Consider the following 21,967-nt stretch of genomic DNA (forward strand, 5'->3'; position numbering starts at 1 on the left):
CGGGTCACCTCCCGGAGGGGGATCGGGGCGCGGGCACCGGAAGGGGGCGGCCGTCGGGCTGCGACAGGAGGGTGCCGGAGCGTGTGCTGACCCGCCTGAGCAGGACGTATCCGATCACGACGAGGACCACGAAGGGAAGCCAGGCCAGCGCGTACGCCGTGCCGTACTCCCGCAGGTCGAGGATGGACCGGTCGGCGTGGACGTTCGTGCCGTTGATCCCGAAGAACGTCAGCAGCAGGGTGGGCGGCAGGGCGATCAGGGTGGCGGCGGCGACGAGGGCGGAGACGGTGCGGTCGCGGCGGTCGTCGCGTTCGGCGAGCTCGGCGTCCAGGGCGGCGGAGCGGGCGTTGATGACGGAGGTCAGCCGCTCGACCATGCGGGCGGAGTTCTCCAGGCTGTCGCGGATACCGAGGGCGTCGCGGAGCGAGGACTGGAAACGCTCCATGAGCATCTCCGGGATCAGCAGGCTGTCCACGTAGGCCTCGACGCCGAAGGCCAGGTCGAGCTGGAGTTCGTTCACGCCCGAGGAGAGCCGGGAGATGAGGGAGCGGACCTCGTACGGGGAGTCCGTCATGGCCCGTTCGTTGGCCCGCATCGTCTCGAAGGCGGCCAGTCGGGTGCGCTGCAGGACGGCGAGGGCGGAGATCATGCCGACGGCGACCAGGGCGAGGCCGTTCTCCACGTGCGGGGCCCAGCCGGCCTGGACGGAGACACCGCGGCCGTGGGCGGAGAGGGTGACGCCGTGGTTCCTGAGGTTGGGCGGCATGACGTCGTCGAGGTCCGGGCTGTCGCTGACCGGCATCCGGCCGCGGTAGACGATCTCGTTCAGCAGGGCGGGCCTGCGGGCCGCGTCATCGACGCCGGTGCTCAGCAGGTCGCGCAGCAACTGTCCGCCGGGGAAGACGAGTTGGTGCACGTTCTGGCCGAAGGCGAGAGGCGTCGGCCGGGCGAGCCGTTCGTTGAGCACGTCCAGCAGCGGGCGGCCGCGCAACGTGATCCGCCTGCGGTCGAAGCAGGTGTCCGCCAGCCAGGAGGCGAGGGCGCCGGGTGCGGTCTCCGCGGCGAAGGAGCAGTCCACGAGGAGTGTGACGTCGCCGCGCGGGGTGGCGAGGACCCTCACCTCGGCCGAGGTGAGGGCGAGACCGTGGTCGCCGCGCGGGAGCCCGATCTCCCGAGGTGTCAGGCGCTCGGCCAGGACCGGCACGGGGAGCACCGCTTCGCTGGACCTCAGGTGCGGCTCGAAGCGGCCGAAGTCGAGCCGGTCGACGAGACCGCCGAGCGGGGAGCCCTCCGGGCGCAGCCGCCCGTCGAGACTGAACAGCAGCAGTACGCGGGTGAGTTCACGAGTGGCGGAGTCAAGCACCGTCGCGCCACCGGCCGTTCCCGTCACCATCGAAGTCCTTCCGACACCGTCCTGTTCCTACCCTGCCCCACGGCCCTGAACCGACGTCGCGCAGGCCACCCGATCGGGGCGGCCTGCGCGGCGTCTTGTCCTGAGAGGGTCAGGCGAGCTTCGCCGACAGCGTGATCGGTACGGCCTTCAGGGCCTGGCTGACCGGGCAGTTGACCTTGGCCTCCTCGGCGGCGGCAACGAAGCCGTCCTCGTCGAGGCCGGGGACCGTGCCCTCCACGGTGAGGTGGATGCCGGTGATGCCCTCCCCGGGCTGGAAGGTGACGTCGGCGGAGGCGACGAGCTTGGTGGGCGGGGTGCCGGCGCCGGCCAGGGCATGCGAGAACGCCATGGAGAAGCAGCTGGAGTGGGCGGCCGCGATCAGTTCCTCGGGGCTGGTCTTGCCGCTCGGCTCCTGGCTGCGGGCAGCCCACGTCACCGGCTGCTCGTCGATGGCGCCGGAGGAGTCGAAGGTGACGACACCGTTGCCCTCGAGGAGGTTGCCTTCCCAAACGGTGTGTGCGGAGCGCGTGGTAGCCACGGTCATTCCTTTCGTGTGATCCCCGTTTTTCCGGGTTACGGACCCCATCCGATCACACTCCGGCTCAACTCACCCGGAAGACCGGCCCCCGTGCGGTGAACGGCAGGTGAGCACCTTGGGGAATCAGGTAGGCGTGTTCGCGCCGCACCCGCAGTACGTCGCACCAGCCGTCGGTGATCACCAGGATCGGCGCACCGGGCGGGAAGTCGTCCGCCCGGTGCAGCAGGTCGATGCCGGGCTGGAGGACGGTGCCGCCGCGGCCGTGCACCCGGACCCGGCCGGCGATCTCCGTGACCGGCAGATATCCGGCGTCGTGCGGGGCCGCGTCGCAGAAGACGACCCGAGCGGCCGGTACGTCACGGGCCTCGGCGTAGGACGCGATGGCGCCGAGTGCCTTGCCGAGCAGGACCCGGTTCATGGAGCCGGAGGTGTCGAGGACGACGCCAAAAGTGCAGCGGGCGATCTCCTCGGGTGGGTAATAGCGTCCGGCGCGGGGGATGTCGGGCGTGGAGGACTGGCGGCGCGAGGGGCGGGCATAGGTCCGTACGGGCTCGGGGCGGGGCACGAACTCGTCGAACCAGCGGGCGAGTCGGGCGTCCCAGGGCAGGGGCGGGTGGCTGAGGGCGCGGATCTCCTCGATCAGACCGCCGGGCAGGAAACCACGATCCTGCTGCTGGTGCAGGTCGAGACCCCGGGCGAGGCCCCGGCGGTAGAACTCGTCGAGGTCGACGTAGTCGCGGGGCGCGCCGAGCGGACCGCCGAGGATGTCACCGACACCCTTGCCGCGCGGGGTGGACAGGCGGCGCTTGCGGCGCAGGTCGCCGGCGATGCGGTCGTAGACCTCCTCGGCGGACAGGCCCTTCAGCTCCGGGTCGTACAGCAGTCCGTCGGGCATGGTGCCGACCTGCATCTCGCACAGCCAGCCGTTGATGACGTAGTCGGCGGCGATGTTGAACAGGTACGGGTCGCGGGTGCCGCAGCGGTCGCCGTGGCGCAGGGCGGCGTGCAACATCTCGTGGGCCAGGATGAACCGCCACTCCTCGTCCTCGAAGTCGCGGAGGGGGTTGAGGTAGATCTCGCCGGCCGCCGTGTTCACCGCGGCGATGTCGATGCCGTGGGCGCGGTTGAGTTCGGGGTCGGCGACGACTTTCATGCCCGCCGCGATGCCGCCGAGCAGGGGGTAGGAGGAGATGAACCAGCTCAGCGCCCGTTCCCACGGCCGTTTGCGGATCGGGTCGTCGTCCAGGGAGTCCCGGCGACCGCCCGCCATGTCCATCGCGGCGGACACCGTGCCGGTGAGGGCACGCGCGAACGCCAGCTGCCAGTCCGGGGGTTGTCCGGCCCATTTCGGCCAGGTCAGGAGCAGCTGGTCGGGCTCCCCTCCGGCCGTACCGCAGCGCTCGTACGCCGCGGGCAGCCCGTCGCGGCGCCAGCGGGCGGCGAGCTGCTCCTCGTCGCCGTCCGGGTAGGTGGTGGGCAGATGCTCGGGGGTCAGGCCGATGGGGAAGGTGAGCAGGAAGCGGTTGACGACGACGCAGCGGGCGGCGAGGTCGAAGCGGTCGGGCTGCTCGCGCACTCCCGTGGCCGCCGGGACGTGTCCGAAGCCGACGTGGAGGGCGGCGTGGGCGATGGCCCAGGCCCAGGCTCCGGGGTCGGCGAGCCGGTCGGGGTGTGCGTGCACCTCGCCCCCGGAGTCGACGCGGACGAGGCCGTCGCGGGGCGCCAGGTCGCACTTCTCGTCGCGGCAGTTGGTCAACCCCATGGAACGCAGGGCCGGGTTGGCGTGCACCAGCGCCAGCCCCGCTTCGAAGGCCGCGCCTGCCAGGTCCCGCTTCTTCTGCCCCTTCGTGCGGGTACGGCTCATCGGCGCGCCTCCACCAGCCGCGGCATGTCCCGCGCCGCCTCCACCAGGAACCAGGCGGGCAGCACCGGATTGCCGTCGGCGTCGGAGGCGATGACGCTCTGGGCGACCTCCACGGAGATCTCGGCGAGCTGCACGAGCAGCGACTTGGCGCGGTACGCGGTCTGACGGCCGTTCGCCGACATGTGGTCCTTGCTCGCGGGCAGTTCCTTGATCAGGCGGCCGCGGAAGGACTCGGCGAGGTAGTAGAGCAGGTCGCGGTCCTGGATGCGGCCCGGCCAGCGGGCGTCGCCCTTGAGGATCGCCTCGATGCCGTACTGGCTGCGGACGATCTTGACGTAGCCGCAGAACGCGGTCGCGTGCGGGGGCGTCAGCGTGCCGTGCGCGAGGACCTTCAGGGTCTCCTCGTCGAGGCCCTGGCCGAAGGAGCGCAGGGCGTCGGAGAGCATGTGCCAGGAGCGGGGCGTGGAGAACGGCTCCTCGGTCTTCGGCGGCTTGGACCACAGGTGGTCGGGCCGGTCGGTGAGGTGGTCCAGGATCCAGGGGTGGATGCCGTTGTTCGCCGCCCAGGTCAGCCAGTCCTTCGCGGAGGCCTCCAGGTGCACGTGGGTGAGGCGGTTGACCAGCGCGGAGGCGATGGGCCGGGCGAGCGCGTTGTCCGTCGCCCGGTTTCCGGCGCCGATGACGATCGAGCCCTTCGGCAGCTCGTAGTTTCCGATACGGCGGTCCAGGATCAGTGAGTAGAACGCCTTCTGCACGTCCGGCGTGGCCGCGTTCAGCTCGTCCAGGAACAGGCAGTACGGCTCGTCCCGGGCGATCGTCTCCGGCGGGCAGAACACGGAGCGTCCGTCGCGGATCTGGGGCACGCCGATGAGGTCCTCGGGGGCGAGCTGGGTGCCCAGCAGGCTCACGCACTCCAGCCCGAGCGAGGCGGCGAACTCCCGTACCAGGGAGGACTTGCCGATGCCGGGGGCGCCCCAGACGAAGACCGGCCGCACGGTGGCGAGGCCGAGCAGCAGTTCGGGGATGCGGGAGGGCGTGACGGTGACGGCTGCCTGCACGCAGTGGCTCCTGGGGGTGTTCGACAAGGGCGCGCCGGTGCGCGCGGTCCGATACGAACAGTCTGGGCGCGGCGGTCGACGGGCGCAGCCGATTTTCCGCGGGCCCGCCGCCGGCGTCGGACCCACGGAAGCCGCTCACGGATGAGACAGGACGCTACGTCCGTGGCGTGACCGCCTGACCGGAATGTGCCCTGGGCAAACCCACCCTGCGGTGACACGGTGAGCCACGGTCCTCCGTGCTACCGCTCCGTTCGTTCATGGGGGTACGGAAGGAGCGGCGGAGGGCGTGGGTTCAGGCGGCGCGTCGCTCCTGGCGCGCCGCCAGCGGAACCTGAGGGCCGTCCGACTCGCGCAGCCAGCGGCGCAGCACCCGGTGTATGTGCTCGGCGCCGGCGAGTTCCTCGCCGTCCTCGACGGGTGCGGAGAAGGCGAGCGGCGACAGCAGGAACGGCTTGGTCTGGGCGCCGCCGAGGCCGCCGTGCGAGCCGATCTGCTCCTCGAATGCGAGGACCTCGCCCTCGGCGGGGTCGTACCAGGAGTTGACCATGATGTCGGCGGTGTGCGGGAAGGAGTGCGTGCGGCGGACGACGTCGGCGGCGCCGGGCCCGAAGTCGGCGAGCGGGCCGGGGTTGTCGTCGAGTTCGTCCAGCGGGATCTCCGTGCCGAACGGTCCGAGGACGACCCCGCCGTGCTCCTCGCTGCGCACGAGCAGGAAGCCGATGCCGGGGTGGTTGGCGAGGGTCGTCAGCAGGGCGGGGTGGCGGGCGTCGATCTCCTCCTTGCTCATGCGGTGCGGGACGTCCGGGAAGGAGACCAGGCCGAGGTTGCCGGAGGCCAGCACGATCGGCTCCGAGCGGCGGCTCGAGGGCCGGTGCTGCTCGCCGCCCTCCTCGACGGGCCGGCGCAACGCGGCGCGGACGGCCGCGCGGGCCTCGGCGCCGCTGTGGGTGCGCTCGGCCTTGCGTGGCACGGGCAGCCCGCAGCCGGCCCGGACCAGGTCGCCGAGGGTGAGGCCGTAGCGGGTGCGGAAGGTCTCGCCGGGGCTCTGGCCGTGGTCGGACAGCACGACGATGCGGTACGGGCGTGGGGCGTGCTCGGCGACGTTCTCGATCAGCGCGAGCGAACGGTCGAGGCGTTCGAGGACCTTCTCGGCGTCGCGGCTGAAAGGCCCGGAGTGGTGCGCCACTTCGTCGTACGCCACGAGGTCGGCGTAGACCGCGGTGCGGCCGGCGAGCATGTCGCCCATGACCGCGGCGACGACGACGTCCCGTTCGACGACGGTGGCGAAGGCCCGGATGAAGGGGTAGAGGCCGCCGCGGGAGACCCGGGGGCGGACCTTGTGGACGCGGGTCCGGGTGGACTGGCCTATCTCGCGGCCGGCGTCGGCGACGAAGGACAGGGCGGTGCGCACGGCGTTGGCCGGGTCGGAGAAGTAGGCGAAGTAGCCGGACCTGGAGCGGTTCTCGCGGCTGCGGCGGCGGGCGGCGATGGACAGCACGAGGGCCTGTTCGTCGGCGCCGCCGGAGAAGAGGTTGCCGCGGCTGGCGCCGTCGGCGGTGAGCAGCCCGCCGTCGCCGGTGACGGCCACGGCGCGGCGCTGGAGTTCGGCGGCGCTGGTGGGGCGGTTGCAGACCATGACCTCGCGGCGGTCCTTCTCGTACCAGCGGAAGGCGGGGATGTCGTGGTTGCTGCCGTGCAGGATGCCGAGCTGGCTGGCGCCGGTCTGGCTGGACCAGTCGGTGCGCCACGGGGTGAGCCGGTGGGTGGGCCGGCGTCCGTCGCCGCCGTCGAGCCAGCGGGCGACGGTGGGCATCAGGCCCTGGCCGACCGCGTCGAGCAGTACGTCGTGGCCGACGCCGTCGAGTTGCATGAAGACGGTGCCGGGGCTGGGCGGGCAGGCCGGTCCGGTTCTGCGACGGCGGTCGGCGAGGCGGTACAGGCGGCGCCGGTAGGCGTCGTCGTCGCGGACGGCCAGGGCTGCTCCGGTGGCGGAGGCGACCGCGGACATGACGGCGGCGACGATGACGGCCGTCTCGGGGGCGGCCTCGCTGTCGCCGGAGGGGACGATGCGCAGGGCGAGGATCAGCAGCGAGCCGTTGAGGAAGAAGACCAGCAGGCCGAGGACGAGGGCGGGCACCAGCAGCAGGAGCCGTACGAGGAAGGGCCACACGAGGGCCGACAGCAGACCGAAGGCGCCGGCGCCGAGGGCCGCGGTGGCGGCGATCCGGGTGGCGCTGTCGCCGTCGGCGGACTGGAGCCGGAAGTCCGGCAGGATGCCGGCCAGCACGAGCATCGTGAGGGTGGAGACGGCCCACACCGCGACGCTCCGCCCGATCTGACTGGCGACCCGCCGCCAACGCCCTCCACGCACGCCCCGTACACCTCACGTCCGGGCCCGTCGTCGGTGCGGGCCTTCAGCCAAGACTGTCATACGGCACCGACAGCGCCGACGCCTCGACGCCCCGCCCCACTCCGGCCCGCTACCGCCCGTCGTAGCCGGCCGTCGGCATCGACAGCCTGCGGTGCACACAGGCCTTCATCTGGGCGTCGTACGACGGTTCCGCCCGGCCGACCGTCTCCACGCGCACCCCGCGCCGCGCGCACTCGGCGGTGAACTCCTCGACCGACGACAGCGCGCTGCTCAGGACGCGCAGGCTGGGCGCGACGAACAGATCGCGGCCGGGTCTGACGCCCTCCCACAGGACGCAGTGGTCGTAACGCAGTCCGCGCACGAGGAGTTCGCGGGTGACGACGTAGCCCCGCTCGGCGGCCCAGCGGGCGCACATGGCGTGCTGGCTGCGCGAGTCCACCAGGAAGGGGTCGTCGTCCAGTTCCTCCAGCGGCGTCAGACTGGCGATCGCCGTGACACGCAGCGGCGAGGACGTGCCGTGGGCACCGCGCGCCTCTCCCATGGAGTCCCCCTCACCTCCGGGTTTCGCCGCCGACCCTACTCCTGCCCGTAGGCTTCGGGGAGTCGCGCGAAGGAGGCGAAGAGGTGCCGGTGGAGATCACCTGGTGGGGTCACGCCACCTGCACGGTCGAGGACTCGAACATACGTGTGCTCACCGACCCCTTGTTCGCGCGTCGGCTCGCTCATCTGCGGCGCCGCCGCGGCGCGCTGCCGCCGCCCGGCGCCCGGCGCGCGGACGTGGCACTGGTCTCCCACCTGCACGCCGACCATCTGCACGTGCCGTCGCTGGCGCGACTGGAACCGGGCACGCGCCTGCTCGTGCCCCGGGGCGCACCACGGGCCGTACCGGGGCTGCGCCGGCTCACTCATCTGCGGGTGAGCGAGGTGGCTCCCGGGGACGAGATCAGGGTGGGCGACCTGCTGATACGGGCCGTGCCCGCCCGGCACGACGGCCGGCGGCTGCCGCTGGGCCCGCACCGCTCCCCCGCCCTCGGCTACGTCGTCCAGGGCGAGGCCCGCACCTACTTCGCCGGGGACACCGGCCTGTTCGACGACATGGCGACGGAGGTCGGGCCGGTCGACGTGACGCTGCTGCCGGTGGGCGGCTGGGGGCCGTACCTCGGCGAGGGGCACCTGGACGCGGGGCGGGCGGCCCAGGCGCTGGCCCGCCTGGCGCCGCGCAGTGCGGTGCCGGTGCACTACGGCACGTACTGGCCGATCGGGATGGACGCCGTGCGCCCGCACGAGTTCCACGCACCGGGCGACGAGTTCGTGCGCCTGGCGGCCGAGCACGCGCCGCGGGTGGCCGTGCACCGGCTCGGGCACGGGGAGAGCGTGCGGCTGGAGGTCGCCCGGTGAGCTGGCTTGCCGCCGCCCCGGCGACCGTGCCGCCCGAGACCACCCAGCAGGCGATCGGCTATCCGACGCTGTTCCTGCTGGTGCTGATCGGCGCGCTGGTACCCGTGGTGCCGACGGGGGCGCTGGTGAGTTCGGCGGCCGTGGTGGCCTTCCACCAGACGGCGCCGTTCGCGCTGGGGCTGGTGTTCGTGACGGCCTCGGCGGCGGCGTTCCTCGGGGACATCGCGCTGTACTGGCTGGGGCGGCGCGGGATGGGTTCGAAGAACGGCTCGCGCTGGCTGGAGGCGATCCGCGCGCGCGCCCCCGAGGACCGCCTCACGCGCGCCCAGGAGAAGCTCGCCGACCACGGGGTGGCGGTGCTCGTGCTGTCCCGGCTGGTGCCGGCCGGCCGGATCCCGGTGATGCTGGCCTGCCTGATGGCGAAGTGGCCGATGCGCCGCTTCGCCCGTGGCAATCTGCCGGCCTGCCTGGCCTGGGCGGTGACGTACCAGTTGATCGGGATCCTCGGCGGTTCGCTGTTCGATGAGCCCTGGGAGGGTGTGGTCGCGGCGGTCGCGCTGACCCTGCTGATCAGCGCGACCCCCGGCCTGTGGCGGCGGATGCGGAGGGCGAACACGACGGCTGCCTAGGTCAGCACGCGCGAGCCGCCCACCGGCAGGTCCCACAGGTCCTCTCTGGGCAGGCCGGCCTTCTCCCAGGCGGCCAGGGCCCGGGTGAGGGGTTCGAGGACGGGTTCGGCCGACAGCACGAAGGTCGCCCAGTGCATGGGTGCCATGCGGCGCGCACCGAGGTCCTGCGCGGCGCGCACCGCCTCCTCCGGGTCGCAGTGCACGTCGCTGAGCCACCAGCGCGGGTCGTATGCGCCGATGGGCAGCAGGGCGAGGTCGATGCCGGGGTAGCGCCTGCCGATGTGGTCGAACCAGTGGCCGTATCCCGTGTCGCCCGCGAAGTAGACCCGCTGTCCGTCGGGGGCGGTGAGCACCCAGCCTCCCCACAGGGTGCGGCAGGTGTCGATGAGGGTGCGCTTGGACCAGTGGTGGGCGGGGACGAAGTCGAAGCGGACGCCGTCCAGTTGGGCCGCCTCCCACCAGTCCAGCTCCGTGACGTTCGTGAACCGGCGGCGGCGGAACCAGCGGCCGAGGCCGGCCGGCACGAACACCTGGGTGTCGCGCGGCAGCCGGCGCAGCGTGGGGGCGTCCAGATGGTCGTAGTGGTTGTGGCTGATGACGACGGCGTCGACGGGCGGCAGGGCGCTCCAGGGGATGCCGACCGGGGTGATGCGGGCCGGGGTGCCGAGGATACGGCGGGACCAGACCGGGTCGGTGAGGACGGTCAGCCCGCCGATTCTGACCACCCAACTGGCATGCCCAGCCCAGGAGACGGCGACGGTGCGCGCGTCCACGCGGGGCAGCCGGCCAGGGGCGTAGGGCAGCCGGGGAACGTCGGCGAGGCCCTCGCGGCCCGGCCGGACGGAGCCTTCGCGGGCGAACCGGGCCATGGCCTTCAGGCCGGGCAGCGGGGCGGTGAGGCGGTCGTGGAAGCTGCGCGGCCATGCCCGGCTCTCGCCGAGCGGCCTCGGGGGTGCGAGGGGCGGGACGGTGGGCTCGAACGGTGACAGGGCCGCCTGATCGCCGGGCTCCTGGGTGGGCGTGCTCGTGGTCGACTCGGACTGCTGCGTCATCGAGGAGGCTCCCATCGCTGAGCGTCGTCGCGGAGATCGTCGAAGACAGATCCCAGAAGGGTCAACGCGCGTTGCGCGTGTGGCAGTTCCAAAGGCGAGGGCGACCTGAGGCATTCCGCGCGCTCCTCGTCCGTACCGCCGAGGAGCGGGCCCGTGGACAGCCGCACGCGCAGCGCTTCCAGGTCGTCGCCGAAACGGTGGCCGCCCGGCGCGGGCATGCCCAGCCGGGCGGCGAGGAAGTCCTCCAGGTCCTGGGCGTCGCCGACGCCCCGCGCGGTGAACGCGGAACGCAAGGGGGCGAGATCGACGTAGAGGTGGCGGCCGGCCTGCGGAGGCCGGGCCAGGGCGCCCGCCGTGACGACCGTGGAGTGCGCGGCGGCGGCCACGCGCGCGTGCAGGCGTACGGCGGCGTCGCGGCGCGCGGTGAGCGGCTCGGGTTCCGTCAGCGCGTACCCGGCCGCGGCGGCGACCGGGGCGGCCACGCGGGCGCCGAGCGCGGTGAGCACGTCGAGCACGCGCGCGTGGAGGTCGTCGCCGGCCTCGCCCGCGGGGAAGCGGGCGACCGCGGCCGGCCAGCCGGACGGCAGCAGAGCGCCGGCCAGGTCGGTGACGACGGTGACCTGGTCGGGCAGCATCTCGGCGGGGCTGAGCAGCACGGTGTCGTGCGGCGCGTGCACGGTGTCGCGCCAGGTCTCGTCGCTGACCAGGTGCAGGCCTTCGCCGACAGCGGCCTCGAGGGTCTCGTGCATCAGCTCGGGCGGCGCCACGGTGGCGGTGGGGTCGTCGGCGACGGACAGCACGAGCAGCCGCGGGTCGCCGCCCTCGGCGCGGACCCGGCGGACGGTCTCCAGGAGGGCGTACGGATCGGGGACGCCGCCGCACTCGGCCGAAGTCGCGACATGGAAGACGGGTCTGCCCAACAGGCGTGCGTACGGCGCCCACCAGGCCGCGCAGGGCCGCGGCACCAGGACGTCGCCGCCGAGCGCGGCGGTCAGCGCGAGCAGCAGGGACGGCGCGCCGGGAGCGGCGACCACACGGCCGGGCTCGGCGGGCAGGCCACGTCGGTCCCAGTAGCCGCAGGCGGCCTCCAGCAGGGCGGTCCCGCCGCCGACCGGCTCGCTGCCGGCGCGGCCCGCAGCCGCGGCGAGCACGGCCGACAGCTCGGGCAGCACGGGCAGCCCGTCCTCGGGAAGCGGCGGCCCGAACCGGACGGGGCCGTGGCCTTCCGGATCCGTCCGCCGCATGCGCACCTCCGTCGTGGGGGCTTCTTTTTTGTGCCGTTTTGTTCCATCGGCTCCGTGGGTCGTACGGGGCGGGTCGTGCCCTAGGGCTCTGAGTACCCAGGGTGGCGCCGGACCATGGGCCTCCGAGCGGGTTGCTCCGGTCACACGGGCGGGGGCGGCGGCGGTCCGGGGCTGCCCTCCTCAGCGGTTCGAGTCAGCTCTCATCAGCGGGCTTCTTCTTGCGACGCAGCCGGTACACAGCGGCTCCGGACGCCCCCGCGATCAGCAGGCCGCCGGTGACCAGGGCGGGCACGGAGTCGGTGAAGGAACCGCCCTCGCCCGCGCGCACTCCACGCGGGACGAGCGCGCCGTCGCAGGAGTCGCCGTGCGACTCGGTGCAGGGGTGGGTGGTGGCGCAGGACTTGCCGTGCGACTCGGTACACGGCCGGCTGGTGGCGCAGGAGTCGCCGTGTGATCCGGTGTCGTGCGACCCGGTGTCGCGTGAGCTGGTGTCGTGCGACCCGGTGTCACGAGAGCTGGTGTCGTGCGACCCGGTGCCGCACGGCTTGCCGCTTCCACTACCGCTCCCGCTACCCCGGGACACCGTGAACGTGGCGCTCCACTGCTTGCCCTGCCCGCCGTGCGCTGCCGGGCAGGTGCCGTCGACGCTCCACGCGGAGTTCTTGCCTGCCGCGTCGACGCCGCCCTCGAAGTTCGCGGTGGGGGCGATGCGGGCGGTGCCGCTGTAGGCGGGGCCGGATTTCTCGTCGTCGTGGCCGGAGGCCGGCTTCAGCCGGACGGTGCCCTCCTCGAAGGCCTGAGAGGTGGCGTCGATCGTGTCGGGCCCGTGCCCGCCGACCGGGTCGCAGGAGACCGAGACGGTGACGTTGCCGCCCGCGGAGACGCTGCTCGGGCTGACCTCGGCGGCCGGCTCCGCGAAAGCGGCCGGCGCGGCGACGGACAGGGCGGCACCTGCCAGGACGGCGACGGACAGGGCGCGGGCGGTGCGGCGCATGGAGGGGGCTCCTTCGGCCGAGGACAGGGCCGGGGACACGGCACACGTGCCCCCGCACCCATCACAGCCCGCCCACCGCCGGGACGCGCGCGGCCGGACACCATTCGCGGGACGAGGACGGCCGAGCGGGTGACACGGCGGCGAGGCCCGGATTCCCTGCGGCCCCGGCTGCCGACGTCAGTTCAGCAGCGACGCCAGCTCCTTCTCCAGTCCTCTGCCCCGCCGCTCCACGACGGCCGAGGCGACGTCCGCCAGCTTGCGGTTCGCACCCTGCGAGATGCGCCGCAGTACACCGAAGGCGGTCTCGGCGTCGCAGCCCAGGACGTGCATGACGATGCCGCAGGCCTGGTCGACGACGGGACGGGAGCGCAGGGCGGTGCCGAGCTGGTCGAGCTCGGTGAGCGCGGCACGGTAGGAGCGGTCGCGGACCAGGCAGGTCGCGGCGAGGTCGCCGAGCGCCCCGGCGGGCCCGTGCGGGGCGTCGGACAGGGCACCGGGCCGGAAGCTGTAGAGGCTGAGGGTCACCGTCAGCCCGGAGCGCCGGAAGGGGATCGTCACACTGGAGCGCACCCCCGAGTCGAGCGCCAGGGCGCGGTACTCCGGCCAGCGCTCCTCGCGCAGGAGGTCCGCGCAGTCCACGGTCCTCCCGTGGTCGAGGGAAGCCGGGATGGGTCCGTCACCGGAGCGGAGTTGCACCGCGACGAGCGCGGCGAGGTCGGGGTGGGTGACCGCGGCGGGCGGTTCGCCGGCGCCCTCGCTCACCATGCCGCTGGCACCGCAGCAGTCGGCGGTACAGCGAGCGGCGTGCTCGACCAGTTCCGACAGTCGCCGCCCGGGAAGGGCGGACTCGGCAGACTCCGTACCCCAGGAGCCTGAGCGTTCGGTGTCCGGCATGCTGCTCGCCTCCTCTTGTGCGCACCTTCCGGCTGCCCCGGATGGAAAACAGCAACCCCTGTTGTGACCACCGCCGGTCGGGGCCGAGCCCCGCACGCTAGGTTCATCGCATGACGCAGACGGACGAATTCGGTGAAGAGCTCGCGGATTTCGTACGCCGCGTCGCGGAGCTCAAAGCGGCGCGGTCCGCGTCGGGCGGGGACCTGCCGACGGTGCTGGACGCGGCGATCTTCGAACTCGACCACGTCGCCGACCGGCTGTGGCCCTGGTACGAGCGGCTGTCCGCGACCGGCCCGTCCCGCGCTCCCTCCGGCGAACGTGCCGACCGTCAGGAGCAGCAGCTGTTGCGCACGGTGTTCCAGCGCTTCCCGCAGCCGGTCGCGCTGGTGGACCGCGAGACGGTCGTACGACGGCTCAACTTCGCGGCGACCACGTTCACCGGCGTCCGTGCCGGATACGCGACGGGTCGCCCCCTGACGGGGCTCCTCGCGCACGCCGACCGGGCCGCGTTCCGGTCCCAGGCGGCGGCGGTGGCGCGCGGTGAGGGCGACCGCGGCCTGACCGTCCACCTCCAGCAGCGCCCGTCGGTTCCGGTCCACGCGACCCTCACGGCCGTACACCCGCGGGGTGAGCCGCGCACCACGGTCCTGGTGGTGCTGCAGCCGGGCGGCTCCACGGTGCCCGCCGCCCCGGCCCCGGCCGAGGGCGCGACCGGCCAGGTCCCCGACCTCACCGAGGCCACCCGGCACGCGGCCCTGATGGACCTCCTGGACACCATGACCACGACCCTGCTGACCACCCGGGCCGACGCCCGCTTATCCCGTACGACGGTCCTGGAGCGGGCGGCACACGTGCTGCACGGCCGCTTCGCCGACTGGGTGATCGCCGACACCGGCGCCGCCCGCCTTTCCCGTACGACGGTCCTGGCGCCCTCGGAAAAGGAGGCGGCCATCCTGTCGGCGCAGGACCCGGCCACCTGCCCCTTGGTCGTGGAGGCGGCCCGGGGCGGATCCACGGCCCTGCAGATCCGCCCGGAGGACCCGTACGCCTTCGGCCACGACGAGAACGGCACACCGGTCCTGGCCCAGGCGAACGTCACGTCACTGCTGTGCGTGCCGCTGCGGGTGGAGGGCGCGGTCCAGGGCGTCCTCACCCTGTTCCGCTGCGGCCCCCGCCTCGCTTTTTCGATGGCCGAGGCCCAGGCCATGGACACCATGTCCCGCCACATCGCGCTGGCGATGACCGGAACGCGCTAGGCGGCGTCCCTCATCACCTGCTCACGAACCCGCCCACAACACCGGCTGATCAGCCGGGACACATGCATCTGCGAGATCCCCAGCTGCTCGGCGATCCGGCTCTGGGTCATGTCTCCGAAAAACCGCATGTACAGAATCGCCCGCTCCCGCTCCGGCAGTGCGGCCAGCCGATGCTTCACCGCCTCCCGGTCCACGACCGTGTCCAGCGCGGGGTCCGCCGACCCCAGCGCGTCACTCAGCGAGTAGCCGTCCTCGCTGCCGGGCAGCTCCGCGTCCAGCGACAGGGCCGTGAAGCTCTCCAGGGCCTCCAGGCCCACCAGGACGTCCTCTTCGCTCATGTTCGCGTGCTGGGCGATCTCCGCGACCGTGGGCCTGCGCCCCGAAATGGTCTGTGACAGGTCCTGGCTGGCGAAGCGGACGCGATTGCGCAGGTCCTGGACTCGGCGGGGTACGTGCAGGGTCCACATGTGGTCGCGGAAGTGCCGCTTGATCTCGCCGGTGATGGTGGGCACGGCGTAGCTCTCGAACGCGTTGCCGCGCGAGGGGTCGTACCGGTCGACGGCCTTGACCAGGCCGAGGGCCGCGACCTGGCGCAGGTCCTCGAAGTTCTCGCCGCGGCTGCGGAACCGTCCCGCGAGCCGGTCGGCCATGGGCAGCCAGGCCTCGACGATCTGCTCACGGAGCATGTCGCGCTGGTGGCCCGGGGGGAGCTCGGCGAGCTTGCGGAACGCCTGTGCCGTGTCGGGCGCGTCGTCGTGCGGGTGGTGCTTCGCGCTCACTTGATGAGTGGGCATGATGCGTCGCAACTCCCTTGGTTGTGCTCTGGGTTGGACGGTCACCGTGGGAGCGCGTCTGGGGTTCGGACAGACGCGTCCGGGGCGGCGTCCCGCCGCTCCCACGGACGTGCCTCCGGTCCGAAGCACTGTGTGTGCGCCTGCCCCCGGGCCCCGGCCGCAAACACCGGGCAGGTTTTCCGAAGGCGCGCGGGGTGACTCGTAGGGCTGCTGCCTGTGTCACCTATGTCCGGGAGGTCCGTCCATGAGTACCAAGGTCTCCGACCACGTCCTCGAGCGGCTGCGCGAGTGGGGTGTGGAGCACGTCTTCGGCTATCCCGGCGACGGCATCAACGGTCTGCTCGCCGCCTGGGGGCGGGCCGAGAACCAGCCCCGTTTCGTCCAGTCACGGCACGAGGAGATGTCCGCGTTCGAGGCGGTCGGCTACGCCAAGTTCAGCGGTCGTCTCGGAGTGTGCGCGGCGACCTCCGGTCCGGGCGCGATCCACCTGCTCAACGGGCTGTACGACGCCAAGCTCGACCATGTGCCGGTGCTGGCGATCGTCGGCCAGACGCACCGCACCGCGATGGGCGGCTCGTATCAGCAGGAAGTGGATCTGCACACCCTCTTCAAGGACGTCGCCTCCGACTTCGTGGAGACGGTGACGGTCCCCGAGCAGCTGCCGAACGTGCTGGACCGGGCCATCCGCACCGCCTACGCGCGCCGCTGTCCGACGGCGGTCATCATCCCGGGCGACGTGCAGGAGCTCGACTATTCGCCGCCCACGCACGAGTTCAAGATGGTTCCCTCCAGCCTGGACCGCAGTTCCTGGACGGCGGTTCCGTCCGAGGAGTCCCTGCGGCGGGCGGCGGAGATCCTCGACTCCGGTGACAAGGTGGCGATCCTGATCGGCCAGGGCGCGGCCGGCGCGCGGGTCGAGGTGGAGCGGCTCGCCGAACTCCTGGGCGCCGGTGTGGCCAAGGCGCTGCTCGGCAAGGACGCCCTGAGCGACGAACTGCCGTACGTCACCGGTTCGATCGGTCTGCTGGGCTCCCGTCCGTCGTACGAGCTGATGCGGGACTGCGACACCCTGCTGACCATCGGGTCGTCCTTCCCGTACACGCAGTTCATGCCGGAGTTCGGCCAGGCGAGGGGGGTGCAGATCGACATCGATCCGCACATGATCGGGATGCGTTATCCGTACGAGGTGAATCTCGTCGGCGACGCCAAGGCGACGCTTCAGCGGCTGATCCCGATGCTGCAGACGGACCGCGGCGGGCGCGAGTGGTACGACACGGTGTGCGACAACGTGCGGCGCTGGCGCGAGGTGATGGAGCGGCGAGCGCAGCTGTCGGCCGACCCGATCAACCCGGAGTACGTCGCCCACGCCCTGGATCCGCTGCTGCCGGCCGACGCCATCGTCAGCTCCGACTCGGGGTCGGCGGCGAACTGGTACGCGCGGCATCTGACGATGCGGACCGGTATGCGCGGGTCGCTGTCCGGGACGCTGGCGACGATGGGATGCGGTGTGCCATATGCGATCGGCGCGAAGTTCGCCCATCCGGACCGGCCTGCGATCGCGCTGGTGGGGGACGGCGCGATGCAGATGAACGGGATGGCGGAGCTGATCACCGCGGCGAAGTACCGCGACCTGTGGGAGGACCCGCGGCTGGTGATCGGGGTGTGGAACAACCACGACCTGAACCAGGTCACGTGGGAGATGCGGGCCATGGAGGGCGCTCCGTCCTTCCTGCCCTCGCAGCAGATCCCGGACGTGCAGTACGCCGCCTTCGCCCGTTCGCTCGGGCTGACCGGGGTGCGGGTGGAGAAGCCGGAGGACGTCGAGGCGGGCTGGCGTGCGGGGCTTGAGGCGGACGGGCCCGCGGTGATCGAGTTCCTCACCGATCCGGCCGTACCGCCGATCCCCCCGCACGCCACCTGGGAGCAGATGGAGGCCACGGCCGCCTCGATCCTCAAGGGCGACGCGGACCGCGCGTCCATGATCAAGCAAGGCCTCAAGGCGAAGGTGCAGGAGTTCCTGCCGGGCCGCGAGAAGAAGTGACGGGAGCCGAGGGGGGTGGGGTGACGGCCGGGTCGTACCGGTCGGCTCGCTCCCCGGGGTCCGGTGGCAGCAGCAGTTCCTCGTATCGGCCCAGGGCCAGCACCACGCCGAGCATGAGGAGCGGGATGATCAGAGCGAGCACCGCCATGGCGCGTCCTTCCCCAGGGATGTGCGCGGGGGGGTGTGGGCCGGGTCTCCCGGCATCCGGGGTGCAAACCCCGTGTCGGCCTCCGGTCTTCGGGTACGCGGTGCCCACCCCGGAAGGTCTGGAGGGAGACATGCAGCGAGGCAGCGACCGGTTGAGCCGCCACCGGGACGACGAGATGAAGCACGAACTGCAGGGGCTGCTCCGTTCCGGGCACCCCACGCGGACCGAGGAGTGGCACGACCCCGAACCGACCGCCGACGACGATCCCGAGATCGCGGGCGGGCCGGTGGCACCGGGGAGCTCCGGAGCGTCGCTGGAGGTTGTCCGGCTGGAGTTGGCCCGGATGCTGGGCCGCAGCGCGTTCCCCGCGCCTGCCGCGGACCTGGTGCGTGCCCTGCGCCGCAAGAACGCGCCCGACGCCCTCGTGGAGGCGTTGGAGCGGCTGCCGCGCAAGGAGCGCTACACCAACGTGCAGGAGCTGGCGCGGGCACTGACCCGAAGGGAGGGCCCGCAGTAATGGCCGATTTCGTGAGGGAGGTCATGACGCCGGGTGTGGTCGCCGTCCGCCCGGACGCCTCGCTGGTCGAGGCGGCGCAGCTGATGCGCGCGCAGGACATCGGCGACGTCCTGGTGGCCGACGGGCAGCACGTCGTCGGTCTGCTCACCGACCGGGACATCACGGTGCGTGCCGTCGCCGAAGGCACCGATCCGCTGACGGTGAGCGCCCAGGCGGTGTGCACGCCGGATCCGGTGGTGGTCGCCCCGGACGACCCGGTGACGGCGGCGGTGGCGCTGATGCGCGAGCACGCCGTGCGCCGGCTGCCGGTCGTCGAGGGCGGGCTGCCGGTCGGAATGGTGAGCCTCGGCGATCTGGCTCAGGAGCAGGATCCCGACTCGGCGCTCGCCGACATCAGCCGGGCCCTGCCGGACGACGGGCGGGGCCGCGTATGAGCCGGGGCCGCGACCAGGCCGCCGAGATCGCCGCCACGGGCGCCACCGTGGACGTCGGCGACGCGACCACGCGCTACCTGCTGTACGGGCTGCTGCCCAGCTGGTTCGTGCCCGGTCTCGCCGACTGGGTGATGCACCGGCGCACCCGGATCGAGGACACGGCGGGGACGAGGGAGTCCCTGATCCATTCACTGATGATGACCGAGGTCGGCCTGCCGATCGCGCTGACCCTGCGCTACGAGGTCAACCCGCTGCTGCTGTCCGTGCAGTTGGGCGGGGCCGCGGTGCACGAGGCGACCGCGCTGTGGGACGTACGCACGGCGGTGAAGAGCGAGCGCGAGGTCAAACCGGTCGAGCAGCACATCCACAGCTTCCTGGAGTCGCTGCCGTTCGGCGCGCTGGCCTCGCTGATGTGCCTGCACGCCGACCAGGTCAAGTCACTGCTGCGCGGCGGCCGCGACGACCCGGACGCCTGGCGCCTCGTACCGCGCCGGCGCCCGCTGTCGCCCGGCTACCTCGTGGGCATCGCCGCCGCGATCGGCACCTGTGTGCTCCTGCCGTACGGCGAGGAGCTGGTGCGCTGCCGGCGGGCGGCCAGGACACGGAAGAAGCGCGCGTCGAGCGACGAGGCTCACTGGCGTGCGCCGCGCTCCAAGAAGCTTTTCAGGAAAGGTCGTTGAACATCATGCGCATCGCGTTTCTGACGGCACCCGAAGGTGTCGAGCAGATCGAGCTGACCGATCCGTGGCAGGCGGCGGTGGACGCCGGCCACGAGGCCGTGCTCGTGTCGACGAAGTCGGGGAAGATCCAGGCCTTCAACCACCTCGACAAGGCGGACACGTTCCCCGTGCAGGAGGTCGTGGGCGAGACGTCGGCCGACTCCTTCGACGGGCTGGTCCTGCCGGGCGGGGTGGCCAATCCGGACTTCCTGCGGATGGACGACAAGGCCGTGTCGTTCGTGAAGGACTTCTTCGAGCAGGGCCGTCCGGTGGCCGCCATTTGCCACGCCCCCTGGACGCTGGTCGAGGCGGACGTCGTACGCGACCGGGAACTGACCTCCTGGCCGAGCCTGAGGACGGACATCCGCAACGCGGGCGGCACCTGGGTGGACGAGCAGGTCAAGATCTGCGACCACGGGAACAACAAGCTGGTCACCAGCCGTAAGCCGGACGATCTGAAGGCGTTCTGCGAGGCGTTCCTCGACGTGTTCGCCGAGGAGGCCGCCTGATGACTTTCCCCAGCGACCGCAAGCAGGACCAGCGGGAGGCCTTCCGGGCGGACGACCCGGCCGCCGGCTCGCTCACCACCGACCAGGGTGTGGAGGTCGACCACACCGACGACTCGCTGACCGTGGGCGAACGTGGGCCCACGCTGATGGAGGACTTCCACTTCCGGGAGAAGCTCACCCACTTCGACCACGAGCGGATCCCGGAGCGGGTGGTGCACGCGCGGGGCGCGGGCGCGTACGGCTACTTCGAGCCGTACGAGTCCTGCGCGGAGTTCACCCGTGCGGCGTTCCTCCAGGACCCCGCCGTGAAGACGCCGGTGTTCGTGCGGTTCTCGACGGTGCAGGGCCCGAAGGGCTCGGCGGACACCGTGCGGGACGTGCGCGGCTTCGCCACCAAGTTCTATACCTCGGAGGGCAATTACGACCTGGTCGGCAACAACATGCCCGTCTTCTTCATCCAGGACGGCATCAAGTTCCCCGACTTCGTGCACGCGCTCAAGCCGGAGCCGCACAACGACATCCCGACGGGTGCGTCCGCGCACGACACGCTGTGGGACTTCGTGTCGCTCCAGCCCGAGACGATGCACATGATGATGTGGCTGATGTCGGACCGGGCGATCCCGCGCAGCTACCGCATGATGCAGGGCTTCGGCGTGCACACCTTCCGGTTCGTGAACGCCGAGGGGCGCGGCACGTTCGTGAAGTTCCACTGGAAGCCGAAGCTGGGCGTGCACTCGCTGGTGTGGGACGAGGCGCAGGAGTGCCAGGGCCGCGACCCGGACTTCAACCGGCGGGACCTGTGGGACGCGATCGAGGCCGGCGAGTATCCGGAGTACGAGCTGGGCGTCCAACTCGTGCCGGAGGAGGACGAGTTCGCCTTCGACTTCGATCTGCTCGACGCCACGAAGATCATCCCGGAGGAACAGGTGCCGGTACGGCCGATCGGCCGGATGGTGCTGGACCGCAACCCGGAGAACTTCTTCGCCGAGACCGAGCAGGTCGCCTTCCACACGGCCAACGTCGTCCCGGGCATCGACTTCACCAACGACCCGCTGCTCCAGGCCCGCAACTTCTCCTACCTGGACACCCAGTTGATCCGCCTGGGCGGACCCAACTTCTCGCAGCTGCCGGTGAACCGGCCGGTGGCGCCGGTACGGACGAACCAGCGCGACGGCTACCACCAGAGCGCCCTGCACCGGGGCACGAACTACTTCCCGAACTCGCTCGGTGGCGGCTGCCCGGCCCACGCGGGCGTGGACGGGCACGCGTTCACGCACCACGCGGAACGGGTGGACGGCCACAAGATCCGGCGGCGCAGTCCGAGCTTCCAGGACCACTACAGCCAGGCCGCGCTGTTCTGGAACAGCATGGCGGACTGGGAGAAGCAGCACATCGTGGAGGCCTTCCGGTTCGAGCTCGGCAAGGTCGGCGCGATAACGGTCCGGGCCCGTACGGTCGAGCACCTGGGCAAGGTGGACGGCGAGTTGGCGACGGCGGTGGCGCGCGGCATCGGGGTGCCGGAGCCGTCCGAGCAGGAGACCGCGCACAAGCTGGCCTCCCCCGCGCTCAGCCTGGAGTCGCTGCGCGGCGACGGCACGATCCGCACCCGGCAGATCGCGGTCCTCGTCACCGACGGCGTCGACGCCGAACAGGTGACGTCGGCGCGGGAGGCGCTGGCCGCCGAGGGCGCGATCGTGGAGGCGCTGGCGGCTACGGACGGCACCGTGGAGGGCGCCGACGGTGAACGGTATACGGTCGACCGCGCACTGCCGACCGTCGCCTCCGTGCTGTACGACGCCGTCCTGCTGCCCGGCGGACCCGTGGGCACCCCGCCGACCACCGCCGATCAGGACGCGATGCGCTTCGTACGGGACGCTTACCGGCACGGGAAGCCCGTGGGCGCGCTCGGCTCGGGCGTGGGGATCCTGTCGTCACTGGAACCGGAGGGGCTCAGGCTGTCCACCGAGTTCCACCGCGTGGTGACCGACCAGGGCGTGGTGACGGACACCTCGCCGGGCACCGCGAGCGAGGAGTTCCTCCGGGCGTTCGTGGACGCCGTCGCGGCGCACCGACACTGGGACCGGCCTCCGCTGCGCTGCTGAGCTCAGCGGCCG

Annotated in this window: 20 protein-coding genes; 9 read left to right on the plus strand and 11 right to left on the minus strand. The window is 72.2% G+C overall.

What is annotated here, in order from left to right:
* Positions 1 to 4 precede the first annotated feature (4 nt).
* From ABT063_RS23735 to ABT063_RS23760, 6 genes are all read right to left on the minus strand, one after another.
* Positions 5 to 1,393 (minus strand): hypothetical protein, encoded by a 1,389-nt coding sequence (locus tag ABT063_RS23735; RefSeq protein WP_351059680.1) that lies wholly within the window; start codon positions 1,391 to 1,393, stop codon positions 5 to 7.
* Positions 1,394 to 1,502: 109 nt separating this feature from the next.
* Complete coding sequence (locus ABT063_RS23740) at positions 1,503 to 1,931, minus strand: OsmC family protein (protein WP_095755475.1); 429 nt, start codon at positions 1,929 to 1,931, stop codon at positions 1,503 to 1,505.
* Between the two features lie 64 nt (positions 1,932 to 1,995).
* The gene (locus ABT063_RS23745) at positions 1,996 to 3,795 is read right to left on the minus strand and encodes a vWA domain-containing protein (RefSeq protein ID WP_351059684.1); all 1,800 of its coding nucleotides are present in this window, start codon (positions 3,793 to 3,795) and stop codon (positions 1,996 to 1,998) included.
* Positions 3,792 to 4,853, minus strand: coding sequence for an ATP-binding protein (locus tag ABT063_RS23750; protein WP_351059687.1), 1,062 nt, complete (start codon positions 4,851 to 4,853; stop codon positions 3,792 to 3,794). The genes ABT063_RS23745 and ABT063_RS23750 overlap by 4 nt, the downstream gene beginning before the upstream one ends.
* A 292-nt stretch (positions 4,854 to 5,145) precedes the next feature.
* Positions 5,146 to 7,224, minus strand: coding sequence for a phage holin family protein (locus ABT063_RS23755; protein ID WP_351059690.1), 2,079 nt, complete (start codon positions 7,222 to 7,224; stop codon positions 5,146 to 5,148).
* Between the two features lie 109 nt (positions 7,225 to 7,333).
* Entirely contained in the window at positions 7,334 to 7,765 is a 432-nt protein-coding gene (locus ABT063_RS23760) for a hypothetical protein (protein ID WP_351059693.1), read from the minus strand.
* An 83-nt stretch (positions 7,766 to 7,848) separates the two neighbouring features.
* Here ABT063_RS23760 and ABT063_RS23765 point away from each other — a divergent pair, with 83 nt between their 5' ends.
* Together ABT063_RS23765 and ABT063_RS23770 are read left to right on the plus strand one after the other, a co-directional pair.
* Positions 7,849 to 8,622: an MBL fold metallo-hydrolase gene (locus ABT063_RS23765; protein WP_351059695.1), complete on the plus strand. Its 774-nt coding sequence runs from the start codon at positions 7,849 to 7,851 to the stop codon at positions 8,620 to 8,622.
* Positions 8,619 to 9,251: a DedA family protein gene (locus ABT063_RS23770; RefSeq protein ID WP_351059698.1), complete on the plus strand. Its 633-nt coding sequence runs from the start codon at positions 8,619 to 8,621 to the stop codon at positions 9,249 to 9,251. The genes ABT063_RS23765 and ABT063_RS23770 overlap by 4 nt, the downstream gene beginning before the upstream one ends.
* Here the strand turns inward: ABT063_RS23770 and ABT063_RS23775 are convergent.
* The 4 genes from ABT063_RS23775 to ABT063_RS23790 all read right to left on the minus strand — a co-directional run bounded on the left by ABT063_RS23775 (position 9,248) and on the right by ABT063_RS23790 (position 13,435).
* A complete protein-coding gene (locus ABT063_RS23775; RefSeq protein WP_351059701.1) occupies positions 9,248 to 10,303 on the minus strand; it encodes an MBL fold metallo-hydrolase in 1,056 nt (351 codons plus the stop codon). The genes ABT063_RS23770 and ABT063_RS23775 overlap by 4 nt on opposite strands.
* The gene (locus ABT063_RS23780; RefSeq protein ID WP_351059703.1) at positions 10,300 to 11,547 is read right to left on the minus strand and encodes an aminotransferase class I/II-fold pyridoxal phosphate-dependent enzyme; all 1,248 of its coding nucleotides are present in this window, start codon (positions 11,545 to 11,547) and stop codon (positions 10,300 to 10,302) included. The genes ABT063_RS23775 and ABT063_RS23780 overlap by 4 nt, the downstream gene beginning before the upstream one ends.
* 193 nt (positions 11,548 to 11,740) lie before the next feature.
* Positions 11,741 to 12,541 (minus strand): hypothetical protein, encoded by an 801-nt coding sequence (locus ABT063_RS23785; protein ID WP_351059708.1) that lies wholly within the window; start codon positions 12,539 to 12,541, stop codon positions 11,741 to 11,743.
* A gap of 177 nt (positions 12,542 to 12,718) precedes the next feature.
* Positions 12,719 to 13,435, minus strand: coding sequence for an ANTAR domain-containing response regulator (locus ABT063_RS23790; RefSeq protein ID WP_351059711.1), 717 nt, complete (start codon positions 13,433 to 13,435; stop codon positions 12,719 to 12,721).
* A 110-nt stretch (positions 13,436 to 13,545) separates the two neighbouring features.
* Here ABT063_RS23790 and ABT063_RS23795 point away from each other — a divergent pair, with 110 nt between their 5' ends.
* Complete coding sequence (locus ABT063_RS23795; RefSeq protein ID WP_351059714.1) at positions 13,546 to 14,691, plus strand: GAF domain-containing protein; 1,146 nt, start codon at positions 13,546 to 13,548, stop codon at positions 14,689 to 14,691.
* Here the strand turns inward: ABT063_RS23795 and ABT063_RS23800 are convergent.
* Positions 14,688 to 15,485, minus strand: a complete 798-nt coding sequence (locus ABT063_RS23800; RefSeq protein WP_351059717.1) for an RNA polymerase sigma factor SigF — start codon at positions 15,483 to 15,485, stop codon at positions 14,688 to 14,690. The genes ABT063_RS23795 and ABT063_RS23800 overlap by 4 nt on opposite strands.
* Before the next feature lie 244 nt (positions 15,486 to 15,729).
* Here ABT063_RS23800 and ABT063_RS23805 point away from each other — a divergent pair, with 244 nt between their 5' ends.
* The 6 genes from ABT063_RS23805 to ABT063_RS23830 all read left to right on the plus strand — a co-directional run bounded on the left by ABT063_RS23805 (position 15,730) and on the right by ABT063_RS23830 (position 21,955).
* Entirely contained in the window at positions 15,730 to 17,526 is a 1,797-nt protein-coding gene (locus tag ABT063_RS23805; protein WP_351059720.1) for a thiamine pyrophosphate-requiring protein, read from the plus strand.
* A gap of 278 nt (positions 17,527 to 17,804) precedes the next feature.
* Entirely contained in the window at positions 17,805 to 18,191 is a 387-nt protein-coding gene (locus ABT063_RS23810) for a DUF2795 domain-containing protein (protein WP_351059723.1), read from the plus strand.
* On the plus strand, positions 18,191 to 18,625 hold the full coding sequence (locus ABT063_RS23815; protein WP_351059726.1) for a CBS domain-containing protein: 435 nt from the start codon (positions 18,191 to 18,193) through the stop codon (positions 18,623 to 18,625). Before ABT063_RS23810 ends, ABT063_RS23815 begins: the two co-directional genes overlap by 1 nt.
* On the plus strand, positions 18,622 to 19,305 hold the full coding sequence (locus tag ABT063_RS23820; protein WP_351059729.1) for a diguanylate cyclase: 684 nt from the start codon (positions 18,622 to 18,624) through the stop codon (positions 19,303 to 19,305). The genes ABT063_RS23815 and ABT063_RS23820 overlap by 4 nt, the downstream gene beginning before the upstream one ends.
* Positions 19,306 to 19,310: 5 nt before the next feature.
* The gene (locus ABT063_RS23825; protein ID WP_351059732.1) at positions 19,311 to 19,853 is read left to right on the plus strand and encodes a type 1 glutamine amidotransferase domain-containing protein; all 543 of its coding nucleotides are present in this window, start codon (positions 19,311 to 19,313) and stop codon (positions 19,851 to 19,853) included.
* Entirely contained in the window at positions 19,853 to 21,955 is a 2,103-nt protein-coding gene (locus tag ABT063_RS23830; protein ID WP_351059735.1) for a catalase, read from the plus strand. The genes ABT063_RS23825 and ABT063_RS23830 overlap by 1 nt, the downstream gene beginning before the upstream one ends.
* The last annotated feature ends 12 nt before the right edge of the window (positions 21,956 to 21,967 follow it).

The organism is Streptomyces sp. NPDC002838 (assembly GCF_040295365.1).
Classification (GTDB): Bacteria; Actinomycetota; Actinomycetes; order Streptomycetales; family Streptomycetaceae; genus Streptomyces.

Excerpts from the sequence above, each read along its gene's own strand:
- ABT063_RS23735 (WP_351059680.1), bottom strand. The coding sequence starts at position 1,393 with ATGGTGACGGGAACGGCCGGTGGCGCGACGGTGCTTGACTCCGCCACT.
- ABT063_RS23745 (WP_351059684.1), bottom strand. The coding sequence starts at position 3,795 with ATGAGCCGTACCCGCACGAAGGGGCAGAAGAAGCGGGACCTGGCAGGC.
- ABT063_RS23760 (WP_351059693.1), bottom strand. The coding sequence starts at position 7,765 with ATGGGAGAGGCGCGCGGTGCCCACGGCACGTCCTCGCCGCTGCGTGTC.
- ABT063_RS23775 (WP_351059701.1), bottom strand. The coding sequence starts at position 10,303 with ATGACGCAGCAGTCCGAGTCGACCACGAGCACGCCCACCCAGGAGCCC.
- ABT063_RS23780 (WP_351059703.1), bottom strand. The coding sequence starts at position 11,547 with ATGCGGCGGACGGATCCGGAAGGCCACGGCCCCGTCCGGTTCGGGCCG.
- ABT063_RS23785 (WP_351059708.1), bottom strand. The coding sequence starts at position 12,541 with ATGCGCCGCACCGCCCGCGCCCTGTCCGTCGCCGTCCTGGCAGGTGCC.
- ABT063_RS23790 (WP_351059711.1), bottom strand. The coding sequence starts at position 13,435 with ATGCCGGACACCGAACGCTCAGGCTCCTGGGGTACGGAGTCTGCCGAG.
- ABT063_RS23795 (WP_351059714.1), top strand. The coding sequence starts at position 13,546 with ATGACGCAGACGGACGAATTCGGTGAAGAGCTCGCGGATTTCGTACGC.
- ABT063_RS23800 (WP_351059717.1), bottom strand. The coding sequence starts at position 15,485 with ATGCCCACTCATCAAGTGAGCGCGAAGCACCACCCGCACGACGACGCG.
- ABT063_RS23805 (WP_351059720.1), top strand. The coding sequence starts at position 15,730 with ATGAGTACCAAGGTCTCCGACCACGTCCTCGAGCGGCTGCGCGAGTGG.
- ABT063_RS23810 (WP_351059723.1), top strand. The coding sequence starts at position 17,805 with ATGCAGCGAGGCAGCGACCGGTTGAGCCGCCACCGGGACGACGAGATG.
- ABT063_RS23815 (WP_351059726.1), top strand. The coding sequence starts at position 18,191 with ATGGCCGATTTCGTGAGGGAGGTCATGACGCCGGGTGTGGTCGCCGTC.
- ABT063_RS23820 (WP_351059729.1), top strand. The coding sequence starts at position 18,622 with ATGAGCCGGGGCCGCGACCAGGCCGCCGAGATCGCCGCCACGGGCGCC.
- ABT063_RS23825 (WP_351059732.1), top strand. The coding sequence starts at position 19,311 with ATGCGCATCGCGTTTCTGACGGCACCCGAAGGTGTCGAGCAGATCGAG.
- ABT063_RS23830 (WP_351059735.1), top strand. The coding sequence starts at position 19,853 with ATGACTTTCCCCAGCGACCGCAAGCAGGACCAGCGGGAGGCCTTCCGG.